The organism is Serratia sp. 14-2641 (assembly GCF_001692375.1).
Lineage (GTDB): Bacteria > Pseudomonadota > Gammaproteobacteria > Enterobacterales > Enterobacteriaceae > Chania > Chania fonticola_C.
In genome coordinates this window covers 26,555-53,292 of the sequence record NZ_LXKR01000002.1, presented here as the reverse complement: position 1 = coordinate 53,292, position 26,738 = coordinate 26,555, and the positions used below count along the sequence as shown (strand labels likewise).

26 protein-coding genes and 1 pseudogene are annotated in these 26,738 nt (G+C 53.7%); 4 read left to right on the top strand and 23 right to left on the bottom strand.

Annotated elements, in window-relative coordinates:
* Positions 1–170: 170 nt before the first annotated feature.
* The 3 genes from A6U95_RS02995 (at position 171) to A6U95_RS02985 (ending at position 2,790) form a co-directional block, all read left to right on the top strand.
* Entirely contained in the window at positions 171–890 is a 720-nt protein-coding gene (locus A6U95_RS02995; protein WP_065683415.1) for a 4'-phosphopantetheinyl transferase superfamily protein, read from the top strand.
* Positions 891–1,078: 188 nt separating this feature from the next.
* A complete protein-coding gene (locus A6U95_RS02990) occupies positions 1,079–1,645 on the top strand; it encodes an NADPH-dependent FMN reductase (protein ID WP_024483320.1) in 567 nt (188 codons plus the stop codon).
* Positions 1,646–1,737: 92 nt separating this feature from the next.
* Entirely contained in the window at positions 1,738–2,790 is a 1,053-nt protein-coding gene (locus A6U95_RS02985) for a hypothetical protein (RefSeq protein ID WP_065683414.1), read from the top strand.
* A gap of 80 nt (positions 2,791–2,870) precedes the next feature.
* On the opposite strand, the gene A6U95_RS02980 is transcribed toward A6U95_RS02985, so the two are convergent.
* The gene (locus tag A6U95_RS02980) at positions 2,871–4,208 is read right to left on the bottom strand and encodes an NCS2 family permease (RefSeq protein ID WP_021181404.1); all 1,338 of its coding nucleotides are present in this window, start codon (positions 4,206–4,208) and stop codon (positions 2,871–2,873) included.
* A gap of 212 nt (positions 4,209–4,420) precedes the next feature.
* Between A6U95_RS02980 and yieH the strand changes: the two genes are divergently transcribed.
* Positions 4,421–5,086, top strand: a complete 666-nt coding sequence (gene yieH, locus A6U95_RS02975) for a 6-phosphogluconate phosphatase (protein WP_065683413.1) — start codon at positions 4,421–4,423, stop codon at positions 5,084–5,086.
* 46 nt (positions 5,087–5,132) lie between these two features.
* Here the strand turns inward: yieH and A6U95_RS02970 are convergent, their stop codons facing one another.
* The 22 genes and pseudogenes from A6U95_RS02970 to atpI form a co-directional block, all read right to left on the bottom strand.
* Positions 5,133–5,693, bottom strand: coding sequence for a DUF1440 domain-containing protein (locus A6U95_RS02970; protein WP_024527368.1), 561 nt, complete (start codon positions 5,691–5,693; stop codon positions 5,133–5,135).
* Positions 5,694–5,897: 204 nt separating this feature from the next.
* A pseudogene (locus A6U95_RS02965) lies at positions 5,898–6,638 on the bottom strand (amino acid ABC transporter permease).
* A gap of 1 nt (position 6,639) precedes the next feature.
* Entirely contained in the window at positions 6,640–7,365 is a 726-nt protein-coding gene (locus A6U95_RS02960; protein WP_065683412.1) for an amino acid ABC transporter permease, read from the bottom strand.
* Positions 7,366–7,435: 70 nt separating this feature from the next.
* Positions 7,436–8,275, bottom strand: coding sequence for an ABC transporter substrate-binding protein (locus A6U95_RS02955; protein ID WP_065683411.1), 840 nt, complete (start codon positions 8,273–8,275; stop codon positions 7,436–7,438).
* Positions 8,276–8,442: 167 nt separating this feature from the next.
* Positions 8,443–9,174: a phosphate signaling complex protein PhoU gene (gene phoU, locus A6U95_RS02950; protein ID WP_024484696.1), complete on the bottom strand. Its 732-nt coding sequence runs from the start codon at positions 9,172–9,174 to the stop codon at positions 8,443–8,445.
* A gap of 12 nt (positions 9,175–9,186) precedes the next feature.
* On the bottom strand, positions 9,187–9,963 hold the full coding sequence (gene pstB, locus A6U95_RS02945) for a phosphate ABC transporter ATP-binding protein PstB (protein ID WP_065683410.1): 777 nt from the start codon (positions 9,961–9,963) through the stop codon (positions 9,187–9,189).
* A 47-nt stretch (positions 9,964–10,010) separates the two neighbouring features.
* A complete protein-coding gene (gene pstA, locus A6U95_RS02940) occupies positions 10,011–10,901 on the bottom strand; it encodes a phosphate ABC transporter permease PstA (protein ID WP_065683409.1) in 891 nt (296 codons plus the stop codon).
* A 1-nt stretch (position 10,902) separates the two neighbouring features.
* Entirely contained in the window at positions 10,903–11,859 is a 957-nt protein-coding gene (gene pstC / locus A6U95_RS02935; RefSeq protein ID WP_024527373.1) for a phosphate ABC transporter permease PstC, read from the bottom strand.
* Between the two features lie 90 nt (positions 11,860–11,949).
* On the bottom strand, positions 11,950–12,990 hold the full coding sequence (pstS, locus tag A6U95_RS02930) for a phosphate ABC transporter substrate-binding protein PstS (protein ID WP_065683408.1): 1,041 nt from the start codon (positions 12,988–12,990) through the stop codon (positions 11,950–11,952).
* 327 nt (positions 12,991–13,317) lie between these two features.
* Positions 13,318–14,397 (bottom strand): GNAT family N-acetyltransferase, encoded by a 1,080-nt coding sequence (locus A6U95_RS02925; RefSeq protein WP_065683407.1) that lies wholly within the window; start codon positions 14,395–14,397, stop codon positions 13,318–13,320.
* A gap of 1 nt (position 14,398) precedes the next feature.
* A complete protein-coding gene (locus tag A6U95_RS30505) occupies positions 14,399–15,514 on the bottom strand; it encodes a hypothetical protein (protein WP_065683406.1) in 1,116 nt (371 codons plus the stop codon).
* 122 nt (positions 15,515–15,636) lie between these two features.
* Positions 15,637–17,466 (bottom strand): glutamine--fructose-6-phosphate transaminase (isomerizing), encoded by a 1,830-nt coding sequence (gene glmS, locus A6U95_RS02915; RefSeq protein WP_065683405.1) that lies wholly within the window; start codon positions 17,464–17,466, stop codon positions 15,637–15,639.
* A gap of 324 nt (positions 17,467–17,790) precedes the next feature.
* Positions 17,791–19,161, bottom strand: a complete 1,371-nt coding sequence (glmU, locus tag A6U95_RS02910; protein ID WP_065683404.1) for a bifunctional UDP-N-acetylglucosamine diphosphorylase/glucosamine-1-phosphate N-acetyltransferase GlmU — start codon at positions 19,159–19,161, stop codon at positions 17,791–17,793.
* A 294-nt stretch (positions 19,162–19,455) separates the two neighbouring features.
* The gene (locus A6U95_RS02905) at positions 19,456–19,875 is read right to left on the bottom strand and encodes a F0F1 ATP synthase subunit epsilon (protein WP_004933814.1); all 420 of its coding nucleotides are present in this window, start codon (positions 19,873–19,875) and stop codon (positions 19,456–19,458) included.
* A gap of 20 nt (positions 19,876–19,895) precedes the next feature.
* Complete coding sequence (gene atpD / locus A6U95_RS02900; protein ID WP_024484688.1) at positions 19,896–21,278, bottom strand: F0F1 ATP synthase subunit beta; 1,383 nt, start codon at positions 21,276–21,278, stop codon at positions 19,896–19,898.
* A gap of 32 nt (positions 21,279–21,310) precedes the next feature.
* On the bottom strand, positions 21,311–22,174 hold the full coding sequence (gene atpG / locus A6U95_RS02895; protein WP_021181426.1) for a F0F1 ATP synthase subunit gamma: 864 nt from the start codon (positions 22,172–22,174) through the stop codon (positions 21,311–21,313).
* A gap of 57 nt (positions 22,175–22,231) precedes the next feature.
* Positions 22,232–23,773, bottom strand: coding sequence for a F0F1 ATP synthase subunit alpha (atpA, locus tag A6U95_RS02890; protein WP_065683403.1), 1,542 nt, complete (start codon positions 23,771–23,773; stop codon positions 22,232–22,234).
* 12 nt (positions 23,774–23,785) lie between these two features.
* Complete coding sequence (gene atpH / locus A6U95_RS02885) at positions 23,786–24,319, bottom strand: F0F1 ATP synthase subunit delta (protein WP_024527380.1); 534 nt, start codon at positions 24,317–24,319, stop codon at positions 23,786–23,788.
* A 14-nt stretch (positions 24,320–24,333) separates the two neighbouring features.
* Positions 24,334–24,804 (bottom strand): F0F1 ATP synthase subunit B, encoded by a 471-nt coding sequence (gene atpF / locus A6U95_RS02880; protein ID WP_024484686.1) that lies wholly within the window; start codon positions 24,802–24,804, stop codon positions 24,334–24,336.
* Between the two features lie 56 nt (positions 24,805–24,860).
* The gene (atpE, locus tag A6U95_RS02875) at positions 24,861–25,100 is read right to left on the bottom strand and encodes a F0F1 ATP synthase subunit C (protein WP_004393045.1); all 240 of its coding nucleotides are present in this window, start codon (positions 25,098–25,100) and stop codon (positions 24,861–24,863) included.
* Between the two features lie 49 nt (positions 25,101–25,149).
* A complete protein-coding gene (atpB, locus tag A6U95_RS02870) occupies positions 25,150–25,929 on the bottom strand; it encodes a F0F1 ATP synthase subunit A (protein ID WP_065683402.1) in 780 nt (259 codons plus the stop codon).
* Between the two features lie 22 nt (positions 25,930–25,951).
* Complete coding sequence (atpI, locus tag A6U95_RS02865; protein WP_024484684.1) at positions 25,952–26,335, bottom strand: F0F1 ATP synthase subunit I; 384 nt, start codon at positions 26,333–26,335, stop codon at positions 25,952–25,954.
* Positions 26,336–26,738 lie beyond the last annotated feature (403 nt).

Genomic DNA, 26,738 nt, shown 5'->3' with positions numbered 1-26,738 from the left:
CAAAGCCTGCCCCGCGAGCTCCCGCGCCGCACTCTTGCCACTCCGCTGCTTTTTCATTCAACAGAAGAATAATTAAGAAAAAGATCATGCGAATTCTTAATGAAAAATCTTAACGTAATGCTTACTCTAGCACTCCAGTTTTTTTATGAGCCTCGGTCATGGAGTGAACAATGGCTTGTCATTTTATCCGATGGGATACGGTTGCAGAGCGTTTAGAGACCCATCGGCTACCTAAAGACCTGATCGAAAGAACTGCTCGCTTCTCCGTCAAGCGCCGTCGGCGTTTTTTGCAAGGCCGGATCCTGTTGGCCGAAATGATATTTTATTTGTATGGTATCCCGGTCCTTCCCCCCATTGCTACGGCACCGACCGGGCGACCGTGCTTTGCCGATCATCATCTACCTGACTTCAGCCTCGCCTATGCTGGCAATACCATCGGCGTGCTACTGAGCCTGGAAGGCAAGGTAGGGTTGGATATTGAGGTGATGCGCGCACGGAGCCACAACCTGCTGCATCAATACTCCAGCACCACGGAGAACGCCTGGATTGCGGCGCAGCACGACCGTCTGGAAGCCGAAACCCAACTGTGGAGCATTCGCCAATGCGTGCTGAAACTGGCCGGCTTGGGTAACAGCGGCCAGGGTTTGCTGAATTTGCACCCTTTTTCCGGCCAATTACGCTGCAACACCTTGCCCAACGTGCACGTCATGAGTGATGCCGGTGAATATCTCAGCTGGGCCTGCGCCCATCAGCCTGGCTTGGATCGGCTGATCTGCTGGCAATATGACGAAAGCCAGGGCTTACAGAAATGCGACGAAATTTCATCACGTAACCCACCTCCCTCCACGCACTTTTTGAAATTGACCAGCCTCGCTTCTGTTACACGTTGAAAGCACCGATTTAACGTCTGTCTTCGGGGGAATATACAAAACAAAACTTTCCTTAACGCATGATTTACTGCTTTGAATTGTAAAAACAGATAAAGACTTAGACTCTGCCTAGGATACATCACCTATTTGCCCTATTATCTGCTGGTTGTTCTAAGCTGAGTCTGTTCATCAGAAAAGGGAGAATCAAAATGTCAGAGCAAGCACTAAAGATCGTCACGCTACTGGGGAGCCTACGTAAAGGCTCTTATAACGCCATAGTCGCACGCGCTTTACCTCAGTTAGCTCCTCAGGGTGTCACTATCGAAGCCCTTCCCTCCATACGCGATATCCCACTGTACGATGCAGACCACCAGCAAGAAGAGGGTTTCCCGGCCACGGTGGAAGCCATTGCCGAACAAATCCGCCAGGCAGACGGCGTGATCATCGTAACGCCAGAATATAACTACTCTGTGCCAGGTGGCCTGAAAAACGCCATCGACTGGCTGTCCCGTTTGCCTAACCAACCGCTTGCCGGCAAACCGGTGGCGATCCAGACCAGCTCAATGGGGCCGATTGGTGGCGCACGTTGCCAATATCACCTACGCCAGATCCTGGTATTCCTGGATGCCATGGTAATCAACAAACCCGAGTTTATGGGGGGAGTGATACAGAATAAGGTTGATGAGCAGGCGGGTGAACTGGTGGACCAAGGCACACGGGATTTCCTGACCGGCCAGTTGTCCGCATTCAGCGACTATATCCGCCGTGTAAAATAAGCTGCCAGGCGGCGCCCGGAGATAACACTATCGAAGGCGCCGTTTTTAATCGTTTTCTCATTAGTATTATTGAAAAACAAAGTTATAAAATCATGCCTTTTTTTATTTTAGCCATCTTTTTGGCTTTTGCCACCAGTCCATTGTTTGCTGCACCCATGCTCTATCCTGAGGGAGAAGAGCCGTTAGAACTGCCTATCCATAGCCCGCTGAGTAAGCCATTGCCCCGCTCAGCCTACAATCAGGAAGATAAAAAAGCCGGCGCCACGTCGTTATATCTGACGCTGATGCGTGAAGATGCCCGTAATATCTGGGCCCCCTTTCAACTGGCTGCCTCCTCGGCCGAACAGGGCCAGACCGAGCTAGCCGAACGTTATCTGCAACTTAGCGCCAAGCGAGGGTTGTGGTATTACTACAATCTGCTGGAAGACGACTCGTTCAGCAGCATTCAGCAAAGTGACACCTACCGTTCAATTCTGGCGACCACCAAAGCGCGCTATCAACAACACGCCGCAAAGTTTGAAGGTAAACCTCACTATGCCGTGCCGAATGGCGAGCCACCGGCCGGAGGCTGGCCAACCATCGTCTACCTCCATCCCTACGGGAAAGCCGCCGCCATCATCCCGGAAGATCGGCTGCTGTTTGCCGAGGCCGGGGTGGCCTATATTGAGATAAACGGCACACAGATGCTGGCGGAAGGGAGCTTTCGCTGGTCTAACTACAGCTCTACCAGCACCCAGAACGCCATTCAACGCACCCTGGAAAGCCTGGGCCCCAAGCTGAAGCTTAATCTCCAACAGGTTTACCTGACCGCACGTGGTCAGGGGGCGTTACATGCAGCTAACCTGATGGCCAATTACCCGCAATTTTATTCCGGAGCGCTGCTGATTGCCCCGAAGGGCCGCCTTCTCCCGGCAAAGCATTCACTGGCAGAAAACAAACGCATCATGATTGCCTATTACGATCGGCAGAATTTCAACGATCGAGCGCTGGCCCTTGATTTTGCTGACTTGTTCAGAGACAAAAATCAGGTCGAAATCGCCAATTTTGCCGAGGGGGAAGATAATATCGGTGGCTGGCAGACGCGGTATAACCGGCCTTTACGCTGGGTAATGGGTAGAGAACAGGATGCCTCACCGGGCGCTTGAGAGTAACAGGGGCAGAATGCCCCTCAATGTTGCTGAATTTATCAGGGCCTAACGCACGTTAGGCCCCTACGCTGCGGGTATTAATGCCCGTCAACAAACGCAATTTTCAGCACAAACAGTAGCGCCACCACGATCACGCAGGGGCTGATTTCACGCCAGCGGCCGGTGCCCAGCTTCATGATGCAGTAAGAGATAAAGCCCAGGGCAATCCCTTCGGTGATCGAGAAGCTGAAAGGCATCATGGCGGCGGTCACAAAGGCCGGAACCGCTTCGGTCATATCTTCCCACTTCACCCGCGCCAGGCTGGAGGTCATCAGAACCCCCACATAAATCAGCGCGCCCGCTGCAGCATAGGTTGGCACCATTCCCGCCAGCGGTGACAGGAAAATTACCAGCAGGAAGAGAATGCCTACTACCACGGCGGTCAGGCCAGTACGCCCACCAACGGCCACCCCAGAGGAGCTTTCAATATAGGCGGTGACCGAAGAAGTACCCGCAAAAGCACCGGCTACCGAGGTGATGCTGTCCACGTATAGCGCCTGCTTCATACGCGGGAACTTGCCGTTTTCATCCGTCAGGCCAGCCTTGTCGGTCACTCCAATCAGCGTACCCGAGGAGTCAAACAGGTTAACCAGCATAAAGGAAAAGATCACACCCGCCAGGCCGATATTCAGCGCCCCGGCGATATCCACCTGGCCGACCACGGAGGTGACGTCAGGCGGTAGGGAAAATACGCCGCCATACTTCACGTCGCCCAATGCCCAGCCGATCAGCGTAGTCACCACGATGGAGACCAGTACCGCAGCATGGATATTACGCGAAGCCAGCACCGCGATAATAAAGAAGCCCAAGGCTCCCAGCAGCACGCTGTGGGAGGTCAGATTGCCCACTGCTACCAGCGTATCCGGGTTGGCGACCACGATACCGGCGTTTTTCAGCCCCATCATGGCGATAAACAGGCCGATACCGCTGGTGATGCCCACGCGCAGGCTCAGCGGGATATTGGCAATCATCCAGTAGCGAATACGGAAAATGGTCAGCAACAGGAAACCGATTGCGCCCCAGAAAATAGCGCCCATGCCGACCTGCCATGAAATCCCCATCGCGCCGACCACCACAAACGCGAAGAATGCGTTGAGGCCCATCGCCGGAGCCAGCGCCACCGGCAGGTTAGCCAGCAAGCCCATCAGGATACTGCCTAAAGCGGCAACCAGGCAGGTAGTGACAAACACCGCCTGAGTGTCCATGCCCGCCGCACCCAGGATCTGCGGGTTAACGAACACGATATACACCATGGTTAAAAAGGTGGTGAGGCCGGCAATCGTTTCCGTACGTACCGTGGTGCCATGCTGCTTGAGTTTAAACACGCGCTCAAGCAAGCCCTGATTGGCATCAAGGCTGAGGTCTTGTTTGCTCATTATAGAATTCCGAAGAGGGATTAGGACTGTCGCTGGCTATCCTATAACAAAAAGTCCGGGTTTTGACCTCGCTCACAGGTTTTTTTCGCCATCTTTACGGCTAAAACGGCCAACAAGTTGTATTTATTGAGATTGATTGCCAAAGGGGGACAACCCGCTGCGATCCGGTTAAAGTAACAGCAGTCATGACTTAACCGAGGGCGCTTACCCCAATGAATCAGGTTGAATGTGTTTTATTTGATTGCGATGGCACGCTGGTAGATAGCGAAGTGCTGTGCAGCAAGGCCTATGTGCATATGTTTGCCCACTACGGCATCGAGCTGGCACTGGAAGAGGTATTTAAAAAATACAAAGGGATCAAACTCTACGAGATCATTGAGCGGGTTAACGCTGAGCAAGGGGTAAATTTACCCACCAGCGATCTGGAGCCGATTTTTCGCCAGGAAGTGGCCCGTCTGTTTGATGCCGAGCTCCAGCCGATTGCCGGTGCGCGCGAACTGCTGGCCCAGATGGATGCCCCGATGTGCACCGTTTCTAACGGCCCAGTCAGCAAAATGCAGCATTCGCTGGGGTTAACCGACATGCTGTCCTATTTTGATGACCGGTTGTTCAGCGGCTACGATATTCAACGCTGGAAACCCGATCCGGCCATCGTTTTCCATGCCGCCGAACAGATGCAGGTGCCCGTAGAGCGCTGTATTTTGGTGGATGATTCCGTTGCCGGTGCCCAGGCAGGGATCGCGGCTGGCATTCCGGTGTTCTACTTCTGCGCCGATCCTCATAATCAACCGATCGATCACCCGTTGGTGACGACGTTTGACGATCTGGCACAACTGCCTGCGCTGTGGCAACAGCGGGGTTGGCAGCTTACCCGTTAACTACGTTGATATTCAGCGGGGAAAATACCCCGCTGAACGTTATAGACTAACGATAGGATCCCAGCGGAACTTCGGCATCAGGCTCATGGGTAATTCTGTTACGTAAGTCCCGACGTACTATCTCAATCACCCAAAACCAAAATATATGCCCCAAAATTTCAGAAAGGTACTCATCAAATGGCAGCATTGAAAGCGGAGGAGTCAAACCAAGCAAAGGGAAACTAATGCCATGCACGGCAACGGTGGCAATGATACCCGCCAGCACCCCCTGCCAAAGTTTGACCTTTGGAAAAACTTCGGCAACCAAGCAGTAACCTATCGCAAAGACCAACGAAAATATGACGTGCGTAACCATAACCGGATTAATAATATGCTCAGAAAAGGTATATACCGTACCGGTTGGATCTATCCCAAGATAATCTCTCAAAAAAAGATAGGGCGGGTTAAATTCAGCCCGGCCATCACTCAGGGTTCTTGGCGGTAGCGGAACCTCTGCCCCCCACTTGACAAAAGCAGAGAGGATCCCGCCAATAATGCCAACAAACAAGGCAACGCCATACCGCCGCCGACCTGGATCCGTTTTTATAAATAACGCACTAATTTTCATAATGATAACCATCCAATGGAAATATATAAATCACTCTTACTTATACTCTAAATAACTCAAGCTGCATGATAAAAACGCAATGCATTGATCATCATCATAAATTTAACGCAATACGATAAGAAATTATAATATTTAAAGCCCCGACATCATGCCAATTAATTAGCCATGGTATAGATAGGGGCAACCATTCCTACTGTAGCCTGATTAACTAGCCGGTAACGGCGGGCGATTGCGCCACCAGCGCCAGCTGCGTTTTAGCGCTTTAGTCTGCGGGCTAAGGCGTTTGTTCAACCCGTTCGCCAGCACGTCCAGCGTCAGGCAGAAGATGAAATAGACCAGCGCCACAAACAGGAACACCTCCATCGGGTAAACCATGCTGCGGTTGTTGACCTGGGTAGCCAGGAAGGTCAACTCACCCACGCCGACGATGTACGCCAGCGAAGTGTCTTTAATCAGCGAGATCCACTAGTTGATAAACGAAGGCACCATCATGCGCAGCGCCTGCGGCAAGACGATCATCCGCAGCACCTGCCAGCGGTTTAAACCGAGCGATAGCCCCGCCTGCCACTGCCCGGCACCGATAGCCACGATCCCCGCTTTTACCGCATGGGCCAGATAGGCCGAGGCGATCAACGCCAACGCGCACACCACGGTGGTAATTTCCGGGATGTCGACGCCAAACACGATTGGCAGCAGGAAATAAGTCCAGAAAATCAGCATGATCACCGGGATGGCGCGGAAGAATCCGAGCACCATCGCCAATAACCCAGCCAGCACCCCACGCGACATCGCCAGCGCGACTCCCAGCAGCGTCCCCAGAATTGCCGACGCCAACCCGGCCATCAGGCTGATCGCCAACGTCAACGCAGCACCGCCCAAAGGCCCATCCGGGAAGGTGCCCCACAGCAGGTAGCCCAGGTTTTCCTGGATAATGGTAAAGTCCATCTTAGTGTCCCCCCAGCGGTTTACGCTGTTGACGCCACATGCCCCAACCTTCCAACAGGGCAATAATGGCGATATACAACACCGTTGCCACGCCAAACGCCTGGAAGGTCCGCAAGGTTTCGGTTTCCACCTGGCGCGAAGCGTAAGACAGCTCAGCCAGGCCGATCGCCATAGTCAGCGACGAGTTCTTAATCACGTTCATGTACTGCCCCAGCAGCGGCGGGAAAGCAATTTTCAGCGCCTGCGGCAGCACCACATAGCGCATCGATTGCCAGCCGGTCAGCCCTAACGCGTAGGCGGCATGCTTTTGCCCACCGGCGACGCCACGGATGCCAGAGCGGATCTCTTCGGCAATAAACGCGGTGGAATAAAGCGTCAGGCCGAAGAAGCCCGCCAGGAATTCAAACGAGGGCCAGTCGAGAAAGCCTAACTGATGGGGGGTATTCAGCCATTGCATGGCGAAGGAGGGCAGGATTTGCCCGGCGGCGAAATACCAGAAGAACAGTTGTACCAGCAGAGGAGTATTGCGAAATAGTGCGCTGTAGGCCACCGCCAGCCAGCTTAACGGGCGCAGGCTGCTGTCCCGCATCGCCGCCAGGCCAAAACCCAGCAGCGTTGCCGCCAGCCCGGCACAGGCCGACAGCCATAAGGTCATCAAGAAGCCGTTCCATAGCCAGCTCAGATACTGCGGCGCCAACAGCCAATCTGAGAGTTGTTGCAGATTCATGCGTGGTACTTCCCCTCGCCCCAACCCTCTCCGCCACTATACAAAACCGGGGGGAGAGGGAGAAGGGAGATTAGGCTTTAGGTTGCTGATCCAACGGGCCGATCTTGAAATCGCCACGCGGTTGGGCGGTTTTGGTTTCCGGGCCAAACCAGCGATCGTAAATCTTCACCGCATCGCCGTCTTTTTCCAGTTTGATCAAGGTATCGTTAATGGTCGCCGTGAGGCGATCTTCGCCTTTTGGAATACCAACGCCTTGATACTCTTTGGTGATGCTAAACGGAGAGATTTCAAAGTCGGCTTTTTGCGCGGCCGGCAGGTTGCCCAGTAGGCCAACCAGCTTGGCATCGTCTTGGGTGATCGCCTGCACGTTGCCGTTACGCAGGGCGACAAACGCCAGTGGGGTATCGTCGTAAGAGATCACTTTGGCCGTTGGGTAATGCTCGCGCAGGGTAATTTCCTGCACGGTGCCTTTATCCGCGCCGATCCGCAGTTTTTTGATGTCTTCCGGGGTTTTCAGCACGCCCTTATGGGCAATGAATTTCTGGCCGGTAGCAAAATACGGCACGCTGAAATTCACCTCTTTGGCACGCTCGTCGGTGATAGTGAAGTTGGCCGCAATCAGATCAACCTTTTTGGATACAAGCAAAGGAATGCGGTTAGCCGGGTTGGTGGCGCGCAGTTCAACCTTGACGCCCAGCGCCTTACCGATGGCTTCAGCCACGTCCACGTCATAACCCACCAGCTTTTTGCTTTGCGGATCGACATAACCAAACGGTGGGTTGCTATCGAATACCGCAATACGCACCACGCCAGCTTTTTGAATATCATCGAGTTTATCGGCATGTGCCACACCGGTGGCAAGGCTGGTCAGGCTGGCTAACAGAGATAAGGCTAAGACGCGCTGTTTCATGAAAAGCTCCCAAGTGATTGATGTCCCGCTGGCTGATAAGCTAGCAAGCCTCACTTAGGTCAGGAAATAATATTAAACGCTATAGTTATAACCTTTTTAACTTTACGGTTTTTAAATGGCATAAAGGCGCCATTTTCAGCGCCTTCTAGAATAACTCACTGGTTGAATTACGCTTTTTTCTCGTCTTTACCGTCTGACAACAGCTTGTCCAGCGCATCGCCACCAATATGGCGGAAATCCTGGCCTTTGACGAAGTAGAAGATGAATTCGCAAATATTCTGGCAGCGATCGCCGATACGCTCGATAGAGCGGGCACAGAACAGCGCCGTCAGCACGCTCGGAATGGTGCGCGTATCTTCCATCATGTAGGTCATCAACTGACGCACGATGCCTTCATATTCCTGATCGACCTTCTTGTCTTCGCGGTAAATCCGGATCGCTTCATCCAGATCCATACGCGCAAAGGCATCCAGCACGTCGTGCAGCATCTGCACGGTGTGGCGGCCCAGTGACTCCAGGCTGACCAGCAACGGCTGATGCTGGTGCGAGAATTTCTCCAGTGCGGTGCGACAGATCTTGTCCGCTACGTCGCCGATGCGTTCCAGCTCGGAAATGGTCTTGATGATCGCCATCACCAGGCGCAGATCGCTGGCGGTCGGCTGGCGTTTGGCAATGATACGCACACAGGCCTCATCGATCGCCACTTCCATCATATTGACCTTGGCATCACCCTCGATCACCCGTTTGGCCAGTTCACCGTCCTGGTTATGCATCGCGGTAATGGCGTCGGTCAGCTGTTGCTCCACCAGCCCGCCCATGGTCAGCACCTGGGTGCGGATGTGCTCGAGTTCAGCATTGAACTGGCCGGAAATGTGTTTGTTTAAATTCAGGTTATCCATGATGCATCCTAATCAACCATAGCGGCCAGTAATGTAGTCTTCGGTCTGCTTCTTCTGTGGCGCGGTAAACAGAGTGTCAGTATCGCTGAACTCGATCAACTCACCCAGATACATAAATGCGGTGGAGTCGGAACAACGCGCCGCCTGCTGCATATTGTGGGTCACGATCACCACGGTGTAGTCAGACTTCAGCTCGCTGATCAGCTCTTCAATCTTGCCGGTGGAAATTGGATCCAGCGCTGAGCAAGGCTCATCCAACAACAGCACTTCCGGGCGAATGGCAATGCCGCGCGCAATGCACAGGCGTTGCTGCTGGCCGCCGGACAGGCTGTAACCGCTCTGGTGCAGCTTGTCCTTGGTCTCGTTCCACAGTGCCGCCTTGGTCAGCGCCCATTGGACACGCTCGTCCATATCCGCACGGGACAACTTCTCGAACAGGCGCACGCCAAAGGCGATGTTGTCATAAATCGACATCGGGAACGGCGTTGGCTTTTGGAACACCATGCCCACCTTGGCACGCAGCAGCGCGATATCCTGGTTATCCGTCAGGATGTTTTGCCCATCCAGCAGGATATCGCCTTCGGCACGCTGCTCGGGGTAGAGCTGGTACATCTTGTTGAAGGTCCGCAGCAGCGTCGATTTGCCGCAACCAGACGGGCCAATAAACGCGGTCACCTTGTTCTTGGCGATATCCAGCGTGATGTTTTTCAGCGCATGGAATGTGCCGTAGTAAAAGTTCAGATCGCGTACCTGAATTTTGCTGCTGGAAGTGGAGTCAACCATACTCATCAAGACTTCTCTCTTTTCACGGTGTCGCCTGAGCGGCACCTAAATTTTTATGAATGCTTTTTCTTGGCGAAAATCACACGCGCCAGGATATTCAGTAACAGTACGCACAGGGTGATCAACAGCACCCCGGCCCAGGCCAGCTGCTGCCATTCGGCAAACGGGCTCATGGCAAACTTGAAAATGGTGACCGGCAGGTTGGCGATCGGCTGCATCAGGTCGGTGCTCCAGAACTGATTCGACAGCGAAGTAAACAGCAACGGGGCGGTTTCCCCGGCGATACGCGCAATCGCCAGCAGTACGCCGGTGATGATGCCGGAGACCGACGCCTTCAGCGTAATGGCGGAAATCATGCGCCATTTCGGTGTCCCCAGCGCATAGGCCGCTTCACGCAGCGTGTCCGGTACCAGCTTGAGCATGTTCTCGGTGGTGCGGATCACGATCGGGATCTGCAACAGAGCCAGCGCAATAATCCCGGCCCAACCGGAGAAGTGTTCCATTTTCGCTACCACCACGGTGTAAACGAACAGGCCCACCACTATCGACGGTGCAGATAACAGAATATCGTTGATAAAGCGGATCACTTCCGCCAACCAGGATTTACGGCCGTATTCCGCCAGGTAGATCCCCGCCATGATGCCCAGCGGAGTACCGAAGATGGTCGCCCACAGGATCAACAAGCCGCTACCGGCGATGGCGTTAGCCAGACCACCGCCCGCGGTATTCGGCGGTGGCGTCATTTCGGTAAACAACGCCAGCGACATGCCGTCGATGCCCTTGGTGACGGTCGAGAACAGGATCCACACCAGCCAGAACAAGCCAAAGGCCATAGTCGCCATCGACAGGAACAGCGCCAGACGGTTTTTCTGCCGACGCCAGGCCTGCATTTTACGGCGGCTTTCCGCCAGTGCTACCGGGTTTTGCATATCCATCGTTGCCATGTTAGCGACCCTCACGCTTGGCCAGGCGCATCACCATCAACTTCGACAGCGCCAGGACGATAAAGGTGATCACAAACAGGATCAGCCCAAGCTGCATCAATGCAGAGGTGTGTAGCCCGGATTCCGCTTCGGCGAATTCGTTGGCCAACGCCGAGGTGATGCTGTTGCCCGGCATATACAGCGAGAAGCTGTCGAGCTGGTAGGTATTACCGATGATAAAGGTCACCGCCATGGTTTCCCCCAGGGCGCGCCCCAGGCCAAGCATCACGCCGCCAATCACGCCGTTTTTGGTGAACGGCAGCACAATGCGCCAGATCACTTCCCAGGTGGTGCAGCCGATGCCATAGGCCGACTCTTTCATCATCACCGGGGTCTGTTCGAACACATCGCGCATTACCGCCGCAATGTAAGGAATAATCATAATGGCCAGGATCACCCCGGCAGCCAGAATACCGATACCAAATGCCGGGCCGGAGAACAGCTCGCCTACGATCGGGATACCGGACAACACTTCCCCCACCGGGGTCTGGAAATATTTGGCGAACAGCGGGGCAAACACGAACAGGCCCCACATGCCGTAAACGATGCTTGGGATCGCCGCTAACAGTTCTATCGCAATCCCCAATGGGCGCTTGAGCCAGTTAGGGGCCAACTCGGTCAGGAACAGGGCAATACCAAAACTGACCGGCACAGCGATAATCAGCGCAATCACCGAGGTGACGACCGTGCCGTAGATCGGCACCAGCGCACCAAACTGCTCGGCTGGCGCATCCCACTCTTTGGTCCACAGGAAGGCAAAACCGAACTTCTGCATGCTTGGCCAGGAGGCGATAATCAGCGAAACGATAATGCCGCCCAGCAACAATAAGGTAATCAGCGCAGCCAGTCTGACCAGCGCGCTGAAGATGATGTCACCGTTTTTACCCGGTGCTTTAATGGTCGGCTTGTACTCAGCCATAGATTACTCTTCTGTTTAAAGCTTGGAGGGCCCGGCACGCCAGGCCCCGACAGTCAGGTTGAGGCACGGTCTTCCGCACCCCCTGCGTTGTTAGAACAAGGCCTTACCGGAGCTGTCTTTGATATTGGTTTTCCAGGCAGCACGGATTTGCTCAACCACTTCGGCAGGCAAGGCGGCGTAATCCAGTTCGCTAGCCTGTTTGGCACCGGTCTTGTAAGCCCAGTCAAAGAACTTCAGCACTTCTGCGCCCTGCTCAGGCTTCTTCTGCTCTTTGTGCACCAGGATGAAGGTGGTGGAGGTGATAGGCCAGACGTTGTCGCCTTTCTGGTTGGTCAGGTCCTGCGCGAAGGTTTTGCTCCAATCCACGCCTTTGGCTGCAGCGCTGAAGCTCTCTTCGGTTGGGCTAACAGCTTTGCCATCGGCAGACACTAATTTAGTGTAGGCCAGGTTGTTCTGCTTGGCGTAAGCATATTCAACATAGCCGATAGAGCCGGGCAGACGCTGAACGAACGCGGCGATGCCGTCATTGCCCTTGCCACCCAGGCCGGTTGGCCAGTTAACGGTTGAGCCTGCACCAATTTTCTCTTTCCACTGCGCGTTAGCCTTGGCCAGATAGCTGGTGAAGACGAAAGAAGTCCCGGAACCATCAGCACGACGCACCACGGCGATAGCCTGATCCGGCAGCTTGACGCCCGGGTTCAGTTTAACGATCGCCGGGTCATTCCATTTTTTGATGTTGCCCAGGTAGATATCCCCCAGGGTTTGACCATCCAGAGTCAGCTCACCGGATTTGATGCCCGGAATATTCACCGCCAGTACCACGCCACCGATCACGGTAGGGAACTGGAACAGGCCGTCCGCAGCCAGTTTTTCATCGGACAGCGGGGCATCAGAAGCACCAAAGTCAACGGTGTTGGCGATGATTTGCTTCACACCACCAGAGGAACCAATCCCCTGATAGTTAACCTTGTTGCCGGTTTCTTTCTGATAAGAATCTGCCCACTTGGCATACACCGGAGCGGGGAATGTCGCACCTGCACCGGTCAGGCTAGCAGCAGCGAAGGCGGACACAGAGGCCAAAGAGAAAGTCGCTGCCACAATACTGGCGACGGTGGTACGCATCAGTTTCATAATCCCTCCTAATGGGATATTTCAAAAATCGACTTTGAGTCGTTTTCATCAGAGTAAGTATTGCTGCAGGAGGGAAAATAGGACAGTTTGGTGACAGTAAAATGTACTAAATATGACAGTTATATTACAGCGGAGAGTAATTGATATTAATTTGATTAAAATCAGTGAGATGATGTCATTTCCAGACAAAAAACAATCTGCAAAAATCTGCCTGTTGCTGCACTATCTCTCTGAATATGAGCGGTTTTCGCTCTTTTTTACACGTTTGTCATATTGCCAATCGCTGGCGCACTATCCCCAAGTTGCAGGGCGATATCTGAGTAATATTCATAACTGATAGCGTTTCAATAACGGCTGATAGACCTTGCGGGAAAGCCAGGAAATCACCGCCCAGACGCTACGCTGATAAACGTTCAGGTGCCGGACATAAACCATGCTGTATTCAATCACCGGTTGGCAACCACGAACCCGCTTAAAATCCGGCGCACCGGAACTCAAATTGAGAAACAGCTTGTGCTCCATGGCGTAGCGTAACGCAAAGGCGATCAAACGACGATATAGCGCCAATGACGCGGGTAATTCTGTCCGATAGCCGACGATCGGCACCGTTACCGTCTGTTCCAGCTGAACCATTCCCAACACCCCCACCATTTGCTGCTGGTGGAACAAACCGTACAGTTGCAACACACCAAGCTGCAAGGCCTGAGATAAATAACCGGCGGTGAACTGCACATTCTGGCGGCTGTATTTTTCCAGGTAGAGCTGGTTATAGAGGCGTTCGGCACACTGCATTTGTTCGGGATCATCAGCAGACAGCCGTTTGAACTCCCATCCTATCTGATGCAGCAGTTTGTCATCCCGGCGCGCGTTGATTTTTCCCCACCAGCGTAAAGGATCGTCCAGGCAATAAACCTGACGGCTGACGATAGGCAGCCAACCTTGCTGGGAGAGCCGAGCCAACAGCTCAGGAGTCTGCTGCCCATTAAGTGAACGGATCATCAACGTATGCTGGGGATAGCGCTGCAATGCCTGTTGCCGCAACGCGTCGGTATCCAGGGATTGCCAGTGGCTGCTGGTCAAATTGGTGGAAAGGCACTGATTATTCAGCACCTGGAGCCGATCGACGTGTGCCAGCAATAAGGGCCATTTCAGCAACAGCGTCAACCCGTTGCACAGCGCCCGCAACGCGCCGTTATCGATTTTGATAATTTCATCCCGCGCGTAATCGACGATCAGCGCCAGCGGGGAAACCACATAGCAATTACCGGGTACGTAATCATTGACCGTCGCCGGTATCCAGAAGCCATCCTGTTGATACTCGGTCATCGACGTCTGGAGATTGGCAATCATGCCTGGCTGTTGTAGCAGGGTCACTTGCAGGCGCTGCCAATGATTAACCTGCTCCATGCTAACCGTCCCACTCAATATCAAAGGTGCTGGCATCGGTGAGGGGCCGCCGATAGCGCAAGCTGCGGTATCCCATTTCCAACAATGCACACCACTGCGCTCCGGCACTTATCGGCCAACGGTGATCGTTGAGCAGATTAGGCGCTTGGCGAAAGTCCCGCCATAGCGTCGCCAACTGCTTATCGCGCCAAGCCTGCCAGGCAAAGAATAACAGTATGATCACGCCCACGTGTCCCGCCTTGGGCGGCGCTGGCTGGTATTGCAGTTGCCCATCGGCAGTGATGGACATCTGAGCCCCCAGCAAATGCAGGCCGCTGGTGGCCCTGGGATTACACTCAATAACAAAAATCACCCCGTCCTGTTCGATAAAATCGAACGCCACCTGGCCATGAAAGCCGGTTTTTTCCCCAAACTGGTGCACAAAGTCGTCCAGCCGCCGATCCTGATGGGGAACAAAGTAGCTGCCTGCAGCCTGATTGAAGCAATATTTGGGTTGATAAGCCTGATGCGCGATCAGCCTGCCGTTCTCAAAAACGGCATAGTTGCATAAGGCCACGCCGTCTATTTTCTGCTGCTGCACCCAGGGAATATGTTCGTTGAGCTGCCGTTCATTCAATGCACCCGGTTTTGGCGTGCGGATCACTTGGCGACCAAAGCGTGAATAAACCGGTTTCAAAATGGTCTGAGGATCGTCGTCAATTTGCGAGCAAGAGATTAGCATTCGGGTTGCGGGGATCCGCACCTCACCCAATCCCGTTAACAGGCTCAGGCTTTGGTACTTATGATGCAGTTCAAATAGCAACTGCCGTTCAGGCATCAGCCACTCGGTAGGCCCGATATACGCAGCAAACGCCTGGGAGAGGTAGAAGATCTCTTCACAGGTGGGGATCAGCAGCCCAATAGCATGTTGGTCGAGATAGCCTTGTAGCTGCTGTTGATAACCGGCAAGATCCTGGCGCGGGGAGGGAAGCCGTAGATAACCTTCAATCCCTTGTAAAAAGCGGCCTAGTGGCCACTTCAGGCTATCCGCCAACCAGACGCGGTGCCCGCTGCGCAACGCAATACGCGCCCACTCTATCGCGACCGGAGCCCGTGCTCCAGTAATCAAAATATTCATTATCTACGTATTCCCTTCCCTGTAGCATCACCCGCCAATCATAGCGTTAATGGTAAAACTGGGGCTAAAAAAATACCGTGTTGAGTAACCCAACACGGTATTCATAGCAGAAGGGTTAGCGATTATTCCACAGTAACGGATTTCGCCAGGTTACGTGGCTGATCCACATCGGTGCCTTTGATCAGAGCGACGTAGTAAGACAGCAACTGTAACGGCACGGTGTAGAAGATCGGTGCAACTATATCTTCAACATGCGGCAGTGGGATGATGGTCATCCCTTCGCTGCTGACGAAACCGGCATCCTGATCGGCGAACACATACAGCTGGCCACCACGGGCACGCACCTCTTCGATATTGGATTTAAGCTTCTCCAACAGCTCGTTGTTAGGCGCAACCACGATCACCGGCATGTCGGCATCGATCAACGCCAGCGGGCCGTGCTTAAGCTCACCGGCTGCGTACGCCTCTGCGTGGATATAGGAGATCTCTTTGAGCTTCAGCGCCCCTTCCATAGCGATCGGGTATTGATCGCCACGGCCAAGGAACAGTGCGTGATGCTTGTCAGAGAAACCTTCCGCCAGCGCTTCGATGCTCTTATCCAGTGACAGCATCTGCTCGATACGCGCAGGTAACGCCTGCAAGCCATGCACGATGTCATGCTCTACGCTTTCCGCCATCCCTTTCAGCCGGCCAAGACGCGCCACCAGCATCAACAGCACAGCAAGCTGGGTGGTAAAGGCTTTAGTGGAGGCAACACCGATTTCGGTTCCGGCCTTGGTCATCAGCGCTAGGTCGGACTCGCGTACCAGGGAAGAACCTGCCACGTTGCACACGGCCAGGGAACCCAAATAGCCCAACTCTTTGGACAGACGCAACGCTGCCAACGTATCGGCGGTCTCACCGGATTGAGACAGGGTGATGATCAGGCTGCCTGGGCGCACCGCTGACTTGCGATAACGGAATTCAGAGGCAATCTCGACGTCACAAGGCACACCGGCCAGCGACTCGAACCAGTAACGAGCCACCATCCCCGAGTGATAAGAAGTCCCACAGGCGATGATCTGCACGTGCTGCACTTTTGACAGCAGTTCGTCAGCGTGCGGGCCAAGCTCACTCAGATCGATCTTGCCATGGCTGAAACGCCCCTCAAGGGTGTTTTTCAGCGCCATTGGCTGCTCAAAAATCTCTTTTTGCATGTAATGGCGGTACGCGCCTTTGTCACCGGCGTCGTATTGCACCTGAGATTCGATCTCTGGGCGCTCAATCGCATTACCCTGCTTGTCAAAAATGCTGACGGTGCGGCGGGTCACTTCTACCACGTCGCCTTCTTCCAGGAAGATAAAGCGGCGGGTTACCGGCAGCAGGGCCAGTTGGTCGGAGGCAATGAAGTTTTCGCCCACGCCACGGCCAATCACCAGCGGGCTACCTGAACGAGCAGCCACCAATACGCTCGGATCGCGGCTGTCCATCACCACGGTGCCATAAGCACCACGCAGCTGTGGGATCACACGCTGTACCACTTCCAGCAATGTACCGCCCTGCTTCTGTTCCCAATGCACCAGGTGAGCAATCACCTCGGTATCGGTTTCAGAACTGAAGTGATAACCACGCTCAATCAGCTGTTCACGCAGCGGTTCGTAGTTTTCGATAATGCCGTTATGCACCACCGCGATGTAATCTGAAACATGAGGATGCGCGTTCGCCTCCGAAGGCTCACCGTGCGTCGCCCAGCGGGTATGGGCAATCCCGGTACCGCCGTGCAGATCCTGTTGCTCTGCCGCTTCAGCCAGTTTTTGTACCTTGCCGACACGACGTAAACGGCTGACGTTACCCTCGCTATCCACCACGGCCAGACCCGCTGAGTCGTAACCCCGGTATTCCAGGCGGCGTAAACCTTCCAACAGGATTTCTGATATATCACGTTGCGCTACTGCACCTACAATTCCACACATTAGTCGTATTCCTAATTAAGTGCCTTTCAGGGCACTTGCGATGCCTTGACCTGATTTTTGCCGGTTTTACCGTGCTTCCCCGAGCCTGTAGAGAATGGGGATTATTATGTTTTGCTCTGTGCTCTTTAACGAAAGTACAGAGCAAAACAGTGATGCCCTCACCCTAACCCTCTCCCACAGGGAGAGGGGACCGATCGAGTTCGTTGATTTTTCTGCGTAATACCCTGCCTTTCTTCTTACTCTCTACTTTCCGAAGTTGCACGGACTAACTATGCACTCCAGACAGCTCCCTCTCCCTGTGGGAGAGGGTTGGGGTGAGGGGGCCTACTTCTTCTTGGTTGGACGCTGCCAGCCTTGAATGTGCACCTGCTTGACCCGGCTCAACACCAGCTCATTATCCGCAATATCACGGGTCACCGTGGTACCGGCAGCGATCGTCACCCCTTTGCCTACGGTGACCGGAGCCACCAGCTGAGTGTCCGAGCCGACAAACACGCCGTCGCCGATAATGGTTTTATGCTTGTTGGCACCGTCGTAGTTGCAGGTGATAGTACCGGCACCGATATTCACATCATCGCCAATTTCGGCGTCGCCCAGATAGCTCAGGTGACCAGCTTTGGAACCTTTGCCCAGGCGGGCCTTTTTGATTTCCACGAAGTTGCCGACGTGGGCACCTTCTGCCAGTTCGGCACCAGGGCGCAGACGGGCAAATGGGCCAACGGTACAGGCCGCTTCCAGCTGCGCATCTTCTAGCACGCTGTAAGGGCTGATCTCGCAGTCGTCGCCAATCACGCAGTTTTTCAGCACGCAGCCGGCACCAATCTTCACGCGGTTACCCAGCTTGACCTTGCCTTCGATAATCACGTTGGCATCGATGGATATGTCGCGGCCATGTTCCAGCTCGCCACGCAGATCGAAGCGCGCCGGATCCAGCAGCATCACGCCAGCTAGCAATAGCTTCTCTGCCTGCTCGGCCTGATACACGCGTTCAAGCTGCGACAGTTGCAGGCGGTTATTCACGCCTTCAACTTCGCTCAGGCGCGCCGGGTGTACCGCCTCAATCTTGTTACCCTCGGCATGTGCCAGGGCAATGATGTCGGTGATATAGAATTCACCCTGGGCATTATTATTGTTCAGCTTGCCCAGCCAGCGCTTCAGATCGCGGCCGTTGGCCACCAGAATGCCGGTGTTGATCTCATTAATCTGGCGCTGCTCATCGTTGGCATCTTTATGTTCGACAATGCCCACCACGGTGCCGTTTTCACGTACGATGCGGCCATAACCGCTCGGGTCTTGCAGCTTCACCGTAAGCAGGCCAATGCCACCCTGAGGTTTGGCTGCCAGCAGGCGCGTCAGCGTATCGACGGCGATCAGTGGCACATCGCCATACAGCATCAGCACGTCTTCATCATCGGCAAAATGCGGTGCCGCCTGCTGCATCGCATGGCCGGTTCCCAACTGCTCGGCCTGCAACACCCAGTTTAGTGCATCATTACGCAGGGTACTTTTCAGCAGCTCGCCGCCGTGGCCGTAAACCAGATGGACGTTTTTAGCACCCAACTTCATGGCAGCATCAATGACGTGCTGCACCATTGGCTTACCCGCAAGCGGATGTAACACCTTGGGAAGGTCGGAATACATGCGTGTTCCCTTGCCCGCGGCGAGGATAACCACGCTCATTGCGCTGTTAGACATAAGCAACCTGATAACTCCATTTTGATGGACGAAAGTAAACCCGTTTGGTGACGGAATTACTACATATTTCTCTACACGAATCCGGCGTAACCCCTGTGGCTCTAGGTCTGCCATTATCCGGAGTATTCTTATTCAACCGAAAAAAAACTGTCGGCGATCGGCGACGCTTAATTCCACTGGAAGCGCTAATACAGCACAATGCCTGGCCGGTTGAAACGCTTATTTTAAAACAAAAAAAAAGCGACCCACAGGGGCCGCTTTCTTATTTCCACACGCTGCAGGCAACGTGGGAGTTTACATCGCTTTTCTGGTGAGCTCGATAACGCGCAGTTTCGCGATCGCTTTCGCCAGTTCAGCAGATGCCTGAGCATAGTCGACATCGCCATGAGAGCTACGGATGTGCTCTTCAGCTTTACGCTTAGCTTCCAGCGCTCTCGCTTCGTCGAGGTCCGTTCCACGGATGGCAGTGTCCGCCAGCACGGTTACCACGCTCGGCTGTACCTCAAGGATACCGCCGGACAGGTAGATGAACTCTTCTTCACCGTGCTGTTTAACAATACGCACCATGCCAGGCTTGATGGCAGTCAGCAGCGGCGCATGGCCAGGGAAGATCCCCAGTTCGCCTTCGCTGCCTGTCACCTGGATCTTCTGCACCAGGCCGGAAAACATCTGTTTTTCCGCGCTGACGACATCCAGATGGTAAGTCATAGCCATATCACCCTCCTCTCAAGGCGTTACAGTTTCTTGGCTTTTTCCACTGCTTCTTCAATGGTGCCAACCATGTAGAACGCCTGCTCCGGCAGGTGGTCATAGTCGCCGTCCATAATGCCTTTGAAACCACGGATGGTATCTTTCAGCGATACGAACTTGCCCGGAGAACCGGTAAAGACTTCTGCCACGAAGAACGGCTGAGACAGGAAACGTTGGATTTTACGCGCACGGGATACAACCAGCTTGTCGTCTTCTGACAGCTCGTCCATACCCAGGATGGCGATGATATCTTTCAGTTCCTGATAGCGTTGCAGAATAGACTGCACGCCACGCGCTACGTCGTAGTGCTCCTGGCCAACTACCAGCGGATCCAGCTGACGGCTGGTGGAATCCAGCGGGTCAACGGCCGGGTAGATACCCAGAGAAGCGATGTTACGGCTCAGTACCACGGTTGCATCCAAGTGAGCAAAGGTGGTGGCTGGTGATGGGTCAGTCAAGTCATCCGCAGGAACGTAAACGGCCTGCACAGAGGTGATTGAACCGGTCTTGGTAGAGGTGATACGTTCTTGCAGAACACCCATCTCTTCCGCCAGCGTTGGCTGATAACCTACCGCCGATGGCATACGGCCCAGAAGTGCGGACACTTCGGTACCGGCCAGGGTATAACGGTAGATGTTATCGACGAACAGCAGTACGTCACGACCTTCGTCACGGAACTTCTCAGCCATGGTCAGCCCGGTCAGCGCAACGCGCAGACGGTTACCTGGTGGCTCGTTCATCTGGCCGTAAACCAGGGAAACTTTGTCCAGTACGTTGGAGTCGGTCATTTCGTGGTAGAAGTCGTTACCCTCACGAGTACGTTCACCCACGCCCGCAAACACAGAATAACCGGAGTGCTCGATCGCGATGTTACGGATCAGCTCCATCATGTTTACGGTTTTACCTACACCAGCACCACCGAACAGACCGACTTTACCCCCCTTGGCGAACGGGCAGATCAGGTCCATTACCTTGATACCGGTTTCCAGCAGATCCTGGGAGCTGGACAACTCTTCGTAGCTTGGCGCCGGGCGGTGAATAGCCCAACGTTCTTCTTCGCCGATGTCGCCCTTCATGTCGATTGGTTCACCCAATACGTTCATGATACGGCCCAGGGTAGCTTTACCTACCGGTACTTCAATTGGGTGCTGCAGGTCGGTTACGGCCAGACCACGACGCAGACCGTCTGAGGTCCCCATTGCGATACAGCGAACCACGCCGCCACCCAGCTGTTGCTGAACTTCCAGCACCAATTTCTCGGTGCCGTTTGCAACCTCAAGAGCGTTGTACACTTTCGGTACGGCATCCTGAGGGAACTCGACGTCCACCACGGCGCCGATTACCTGGATAATCTTTCCAGTAGCCATCTTGAATCCTCTACGTAATTCGTAAACCTAGCTTAAACCGCGGAGGCTCCCGAAACGATCTCGGTGAGTTCCTGAGTGATGCTGGCCTGACGCGCCTTGTTGTATACCAACTGCAGCTCTTTGATCAGGCTACCGCCGTTATCGGTTGCGGCTTTCATCGCTACCATTCGTGCGGCCTGCTCGCTGGCCAGGTTTTCCACGACGCCCTGATAAACTTGCGATTCCACATAACGGCGCAGCAAGGTATCAAGCAGCACTTTTGGATCGGGTTCATACAGGTAATCCCAGGATTTTTTCTTCAGTTCACTGTCATCAGAAGGTGGCAATGGCAGAAGTTGCAGTAACTGCGGTTCCTGGGACATCGTATTAACAAATTTGTTGCTGACAACGTACAGCTTGTCTAAACGACCTTCGTCGTAGGCTTGCAGCATCACTTTCACTGGACCGATCAGATCCGACAGGGAAGGGTTATCCCCCATGCCGGTCACTTGGGCAACCACGTTGCCGCCCACGGAACCAAAGAAAGAGGCCGCTTTTGAGCCAATCAGCGCTAAATCAGCTTCAACGCCTTTTTCAGACCAGCCTTTCATCTCTGCCAACAGCTTCTTGAACAGGTTGATGTTCAAGCCGCCACAGAGACCACGGTCAGTAGACACCACCAGATACCCGACGCGCTTAACGTCACGCTCATCCAGGTACGGGTGCTTATATTCCAGATTCCCTAAAGCCAGGTGACCAATCACCTCGCGCATGGTCTCTGCATAAGGACGGCTGGCCGCCATGCGTTCCTGCGATTTACGCATTTTGGAGGCGGCGACCATTTCCATCGCTTTAGTGATCTTCTGCGTGTTTTGCACGCTGGCGATCTTACTACGTATCTCTTTTGCGCCGGCCATCTCTGCTTCTCCTCATTGCCAGCGGCCTGCCGTCTTGCAACGGCAGGCCGCTATGCGTTACCAGGACTGGGTTGCCTTGAAGGTATCGAGGATGCCTTTCAGCTTGCCTTCGATCTCATCGTTATAAGCACCAGTTTGGTTGATGTGGTTCAGCAGTTCGGCATGCTCGCGGTCCGCAAAAGCAACCAGAGCGGCTTCGAAGCTGACGACTTTCGCCACTTCTACGTCGTTCAGGTAGCCACGCTCGGCGGCAAACAGCACCAGAGACTGTTGTGCGACGGACATCGGCGCATACTGTTTCTGTTTCAGCAGCTCGGTCACTTTCTGACCGTGGCTCAGCTGTTTACGCGTTGCATCGTCCAGATCGGAAGCGAACTGAGAGAACGCAGCCAGTTCACGATACTGTGCCAGAGCGGTACGAATACCACCGGACAGTTTTTTCATGATCTTGGTCTGTGCTGCACCACCCACACGGGATACGGAAATACCCGGGTTAACCGCCGGACGAATACCGGAGTTAAACAGGTTGGATTCCAGGAAGATCTGACCATCGGTAATCGAGATTACGTTGGTCGGAACGAACGCGGAAACGTCACCCGCCTGGGTTTCAATGATCGGCAGAGCGGTCAGTGAACCGGTTTGGCCTTTGACTTCACCTTTGGTGAAGGCTTCAACGTAGTCGGCGTTAACACGCGCAGCACGCTCCAGCAAACGGGAGTGGAGGTAGAATACGTCGCCTGGGTAAGCTTCACGACCTGGTGGACGGCGAAGCAGCAGGGAGATCTGACGGTAAGCAACGGCCTGTTTGGACAGGTCATCGTATACGATCAGCGCATCTTCACCGCGGTCACGGAAGTATTCGCCCATTGCGCAACCGGCATATGGTGCCAGGTATTGCAGTGCAGCGGATTCTGACGCGGTAGCCACAACCACGATGGTGTTGGCCAGTGCGCCGTGCTCTTCCAGCTTGCGCACCACGTTAGCGATGGTAGACGCTTTCTGGCCGATAGCCACGTAAACGCATTTGATGCCGGAATCGCGCTGGTTGATGATCGCATCGATCGCCAGGGCAGTTTTACCGGTTTGACGGTCGCCGATCACCAGCTCACGCTGGCCACGACCGATTGGGATCATGGCGTCGACCGATTTGTAACCGGTCTGTACAGGCTGATCAACAGACTGACGCTCGATAACGCCAGGTGCGATAGTTTCAACCGGAGAGAAACCGTCATGTTCAACCGGGCCTTTACCGTCGATAGGTGCGCCCAGGGTGTTGACCACACGGCCCAGCAGGCCACGGCCAACTGGAACTTCCAGAATACGGCCGGTACATTTTACCTTCATGCCTTCGGCCAGATCCGAATACGGACCCATTACCACGGCACCTACAGAGTCACGCTCCAGGTTCAATGCAATTGCATAACGGTTGCCTGGCAGTGCGATCATTTCGCCCTGCATAACCTCGGCCAAACCGTGTACGCGGATGATCCCGTCGCTGACGGAAACGATGGTACCTTCATTGTGAGCTTCGCTCACTACATTGAACTGAGCAATGCGCTGCTTGATCAGTTCGCTGATTTCGGTGGAATTCAGTTGCATGCTCCAGTCCCCTTAAGACTGCAAGACGTCTGCCAGGCGCTCGAGACGGCCACGTACGCTGCCATCGATCACCAGATCACCGGCACGGATAATGACACCGGCCAGTACAGACTTGTCAATTTTGCAATTCAGCTTAACTTTGCGTGACAGACGTTTTTCCATCGCAGCGATAATCTTGGCTTGCTGTGTGTCGTTCAGTGCGCTCGATGAGAGCACCTCGACTTCGACGGTGGATTCCAGCGCGGCGCGCAGTTCTATGAACTGTTGCAGTACCGCAGGAAGGACCAGTAAACGCCCATTTTCGGCCATTACACGGATAAAGTTCTGGCCATGTTCGTCGAGCTCATCGCCACAAACCGCAATAAACGTGTTGGACAAGGTTTCAGGTGCAACAGCACCGGAAAGCAGTTCCGCCATCTGTTCATTACGTGTGACAACAGCAGTAAACGCCAGCATTTGCTGCCAGCGTTCTACGCTTTGGTTCTCAACGGCAAAGTCAAAAGCTGCTTTGGCGTAGGGGCGAGCTACGGTGATAAATTCAGACATCAGCCCCTCCCTCCTTACAGTTCAGCGACCAGTTTATCAACGATGTCGCTGTTAGCAGCTTCATCCACGGAACGTTCGATGATCTTCTCGGCACCGGCAATTGCCAGCATCGCGACTTGCTTACGCAACTCTTCACGAGCGCGCTTACGTTCGGCTTCGATCTCAGCCTGAGCCTGCGCGACGATTTTGTTACGCTCCTGCTCGGCTTCTGCTTTCGCTTCGTCCACGATCTGAGCTTTGCGTTTGTTTGCTTGCTCAATAATCGCCTGGGCTTCCGCTTTGGCAGTTTTCAGCTGGTCGGTCGCAGTGGCCTGCGCTAAGTCCAAATCTTTTTTGCCACGTTCTGCAGAAGCGAGGCCATCAGCAATTTCTTTCTGACGCTTCTCGATGGCTGCCATAATCGGCGGCCATACATACTTCATGCAGAACCAGACAAACAGGATGAACGCGATAGCCTGGCCGAGGATTGTTGCGTTAATATTCACAGCACAATGCCTCTTTAAAAGTTAATTAATGGTTATTTGTAGAGGGTTACCCCTACTTACGCGACAGCAAACATCACGTAAAGACCCAGACCAACAGCGATCATCGGGATGGCGTCAACCAGGCCCATAACGATAAAGAACTGTGTACGCAACAGAGGGATCAGATCAGGTTGACGTGCAGCGCCTTCCAAGAATTTACCACCCAGGATGCCGATACCGATCGCAGCACCGATTGCCGCTAACCCCATCATAATAGCGGCAGCCATGTACAGCAGATCCATATTCAGGTTTTCCATGACAGTCTCCAGTTTGTTTCAGTTTAATAGTGCAAGTGTTTTAAGAAAATCAGTGCTCTTCAGACGCCATCGACAGATAGACGATCGTCAGAACCATGAAAATAAAGGCTTGAAGCGTAATGATCAGGATGTGGAAGATTGCCCAAGGCAAACTCAGCATCCACTGTGACCACCACGGCAACAGACCAGCAATCAGGATGAAGATCAACTCACCCGCATACATGTTGCCGAACAGTCGCAGACCCAGTGAAACAGGTTTGGACAGCAGGCTGACACCTTCAAGGATCAGGTTAATGGGAATAAATACCGGGTGGTTGAACGGCTGCATGGTTAACTCTTTGACGAACCCACCAATGCCTTTCATTTTAATGCTATAGAACAGGATCAGGACAAATACGGCCAACGCCATCGACAGCGTGATGTTCACGTCGGCGGTAGGCACCGCGCGCAGTGCTGGCAGACCGAGATAATTCTCAGCGATAAACGGCAGGAAGTCGACCGGGATCAGGTCCATCAGGTTCATCAGGAACACCCAGACGAATACCGTCAGCGCCAGCGGAGCAATGACCTTGCTCTTGCCGTGGTACATATCTTTAACGCTGTTATCGACAAAGCCAACGATCAGCTCAACGGCGGTTTGCAACTTTCCGGGCACGCCGCTGGTGGCATTTTTGGCTACCTTGCGGAAAACCGCCAGAAAGACCACCCCGAGGACAATGGAGAAAAACATCGAGTCGACGTTAATCGACCAGAACCCCGTCCCGACCTGAAGCTGCGTCAGGTGGTGACCGATATACTCCTGTGGAGTCAAGACTTCTCCTGCAGACATGATGCCTCTTACCCTTATTTAGTTAAGTTCGGTAACTGTTAATCACGGCTGGTGCCACTATCTGCACAATCAACACCGCTAAATAGGTCAGGCCAAGCGGTACAAACGCCGCTTTGAACACCCCAAGCGCCACGATCAGCAAAACGATGGTGATCACGACCTTTAGCCCTTCACCAATGGCGAACGACCAGGCAACCCGTCCGGGTGCCGGCGTCTGTGCCTGATGACGCAAGGCAAACAGCATAAACATGGCATTGGGTAACCAGGCAGCCAGGCCACCTGCCAGTGCCGAACCGCTCCACTCCAGACTTTTCAGGCCGAAAGCAGCGCTGATCAAAACAAAAGTCATTAACTGCAGCAACAGCAACTTGCGTGCAACTTTTCCGCTGTACAGGGACACAGACATGACGTTTGTTCTCTCCGTACCCCTGAGGGGGTATGCCGACGTATAAAACTGCCTTTGCGGTTCTGAGTCAAGCAGCAAAAAACGTGCAAATTATACGGGCCACTCCAACGAATTCAATCGATAAGTAGCGAAAAGGTGAACAATTATTTAAATTTCCCCTTTTCGGGCTATTTTCACAAGAAAATGGCCGGAATAATCGCTCGCATTTATTTGTCTGACTATTCCACGGTTGCGGTAAGAAACGTGCAACCGATCACAATACTGACTATTAATGAGTTATAGCCCAGGTTCACGACCTAGGTCTTTAGCTTTTTGGGCGATCAAAAAATATTATAAATCAAATCATTACAACGTAACCGTTCAAAAACAATCCTTATACCCCGTAAAAACCTTTTATTGACAT

Bases quoted from the DNA above. Each gene is read 5' to 3' on its own strand.
- pstS (WP_065683408.1), bottom strand. From the start codon at position 12,990: ATGAAACTGATGCGTACCACCGTCGCCAGTATTGTGGCAGCGACTTTC.
- atpD (WP_024484688.1), bottom strand. From the start codon at position 21,278: ATGGCTACTGGAAAGATTATCCAGGTAATCGGCGCCGTGGTGGACGTC.
- A6U95_RS30505 (WP_065683406.1), bottom strand. From the start codon at position 15,514: ATGAATATTTTGATTACTGGAGCACGGGCTCCGGTCGCGATAGAGTGG.
- A6U95_RS02955 (WP_065683411.1), bottom strand. From the start codon at position 8,275: ATGAAACAGCGCGTCTTAGCCTTATCTCTGTTAGCCAGCCTGACCAGC.
- phoU (WP_024484696.1), bottom strand. From the start codon at position 9,174: ATGGATAACCTGAATTTAAACAAACACATTTCCGGCCAGTTCAATGCT.
- A6U95_RS02905 (WP_004933814.1), bottom strand. From the start codon at position 19,875: ATGGCTATGACTTACCATCTGGATGTCGTCAGCGCGGAAAAACAGATG.
- atpI (WP_024484684.1), bottom strand. From the start codon at position 26,335: ATGTCTGTGTCCCTGTACAGCGGAAAAGTTGCACGCAAGTTGCTGTTG.
- atpH (WP_024527380.1), bottom strand. From the start codon at position 24,319: ATGTCTGAATTTATCACCGTAGCTCGCCCCTACGCCAAAGCAGCTTTT.
- glmU (WP_065683404.1), bottom strand. From the start codon at position 19,161: ATGTCTAACAGCGCAATGAGCGTGGTTATCCTCGCCGCGGGCAAGGGA.
- pstA (WP_065683409.1), bottom strand. From the start codon at position 10,901: ATGGCAACGATGGATATGCAAAACCCGGTAGCACTGGCGGAAAGCCGC.
- A6U95_RS02985 (WP_065683414.1), top strand. From the start codon at position 1,738: ATGCCTTTTTTTATTTTAGCCATCTTTTTGGCTTTTGCCACCAGTCCA.
- atpB (WP_065683402.1), bottom strand. From the start codon at position 25,929: ATGTCTGCAGGAGAAGTCTTGACTCCACAGGAGTATATCGGTCACCAC.
- pstC (WP_024527373.1), bottom strand. From the start codon at position 11,859: ATGGCTGAGTACAAGCCGACCATTAAAGCACCGGGTAAAAACGGTGAC.
- atpE (WP_004393045.1), bottom strand. From the start codon at position 25,100: ATGGAAAACCTGAATATGGATCTGCTGTACATGGCTGCCGCTATTATG.
- A6U95_RS02980 (WP_021181404.1), bottom strand. From the start codon at position 4,208: ATGAGCAAACAAGACCTCAGCCTTGATGCCAATCAGGGCTTGCTTGAG.
- A6U95_RS02925 (WP_065683407.1), bottom strand. From the start codon at position 14,397: ATGGAGCAGGTTAATCATTGGCAGCGCCTGCAAGTGACCCTGCTACAA.
- A6U95_RS02960 (WP_065683412.1), bottom strand. From the start codon at position 7,365: ATGAATCTGCAACAACTCTCAGATTGGCTGTTGGCGCCGCAGTATCTG.
- A6U95_RS02970 (WP_024527368.1), bottom strand. From the start codon at position 5,693: ATGAAAATTAGTGCGTTATTTATAAAAACGGATCCAGGTCGGCGGCGG.
- A6U95_RS02995 (WP_065683415.1), top strand. From the start codon at position 171: ATGGCTTGTCATTTTATCCGATGGGATACGGTTGCAGAGCGTTTAGAG.
- glmS (WP_065683405.1), bottom strand. From the start codon at position 17,466: ATGTGTGGAATTGTAGGTGCAGTAGCGCAACGTGATATATCAGAAATC.
- A6U95_RS02990 (WP_024483320.1), top strand. From the start codon at position 1,079: ATGTCAGAGCAAGCACTAAAGATCGTCACGCTACTGGGGAGCCTACGT.
- atpG (WP_021181426.1), bottom strand. From the start codon at position 22,174: ATGGCCGGCGCAAAAGAGATACGTAGTAAGATCGCCAGCGTGCAAAAC.
- atpA (WP_065683403.1), bottom strand. From the start codon at position 23,773: ATGCAACTGAATTCCACCGAAATCAGCGAACTGATCAAGCAGCGCATT.
- pstB (WP_065683410.1), bottom strand. From the start codon at position 9,963: ATGAGTATGGTTGACTCCACTTCCAGCAGCAAAATTCAGGTACGCGAT.
- yieH (WP_065683413.1), top strand. From the start codon at position 4,421: ATGAATCAGGTTGAATGTGTTTTATTTGATTGCGATGGCACGCTGGTA.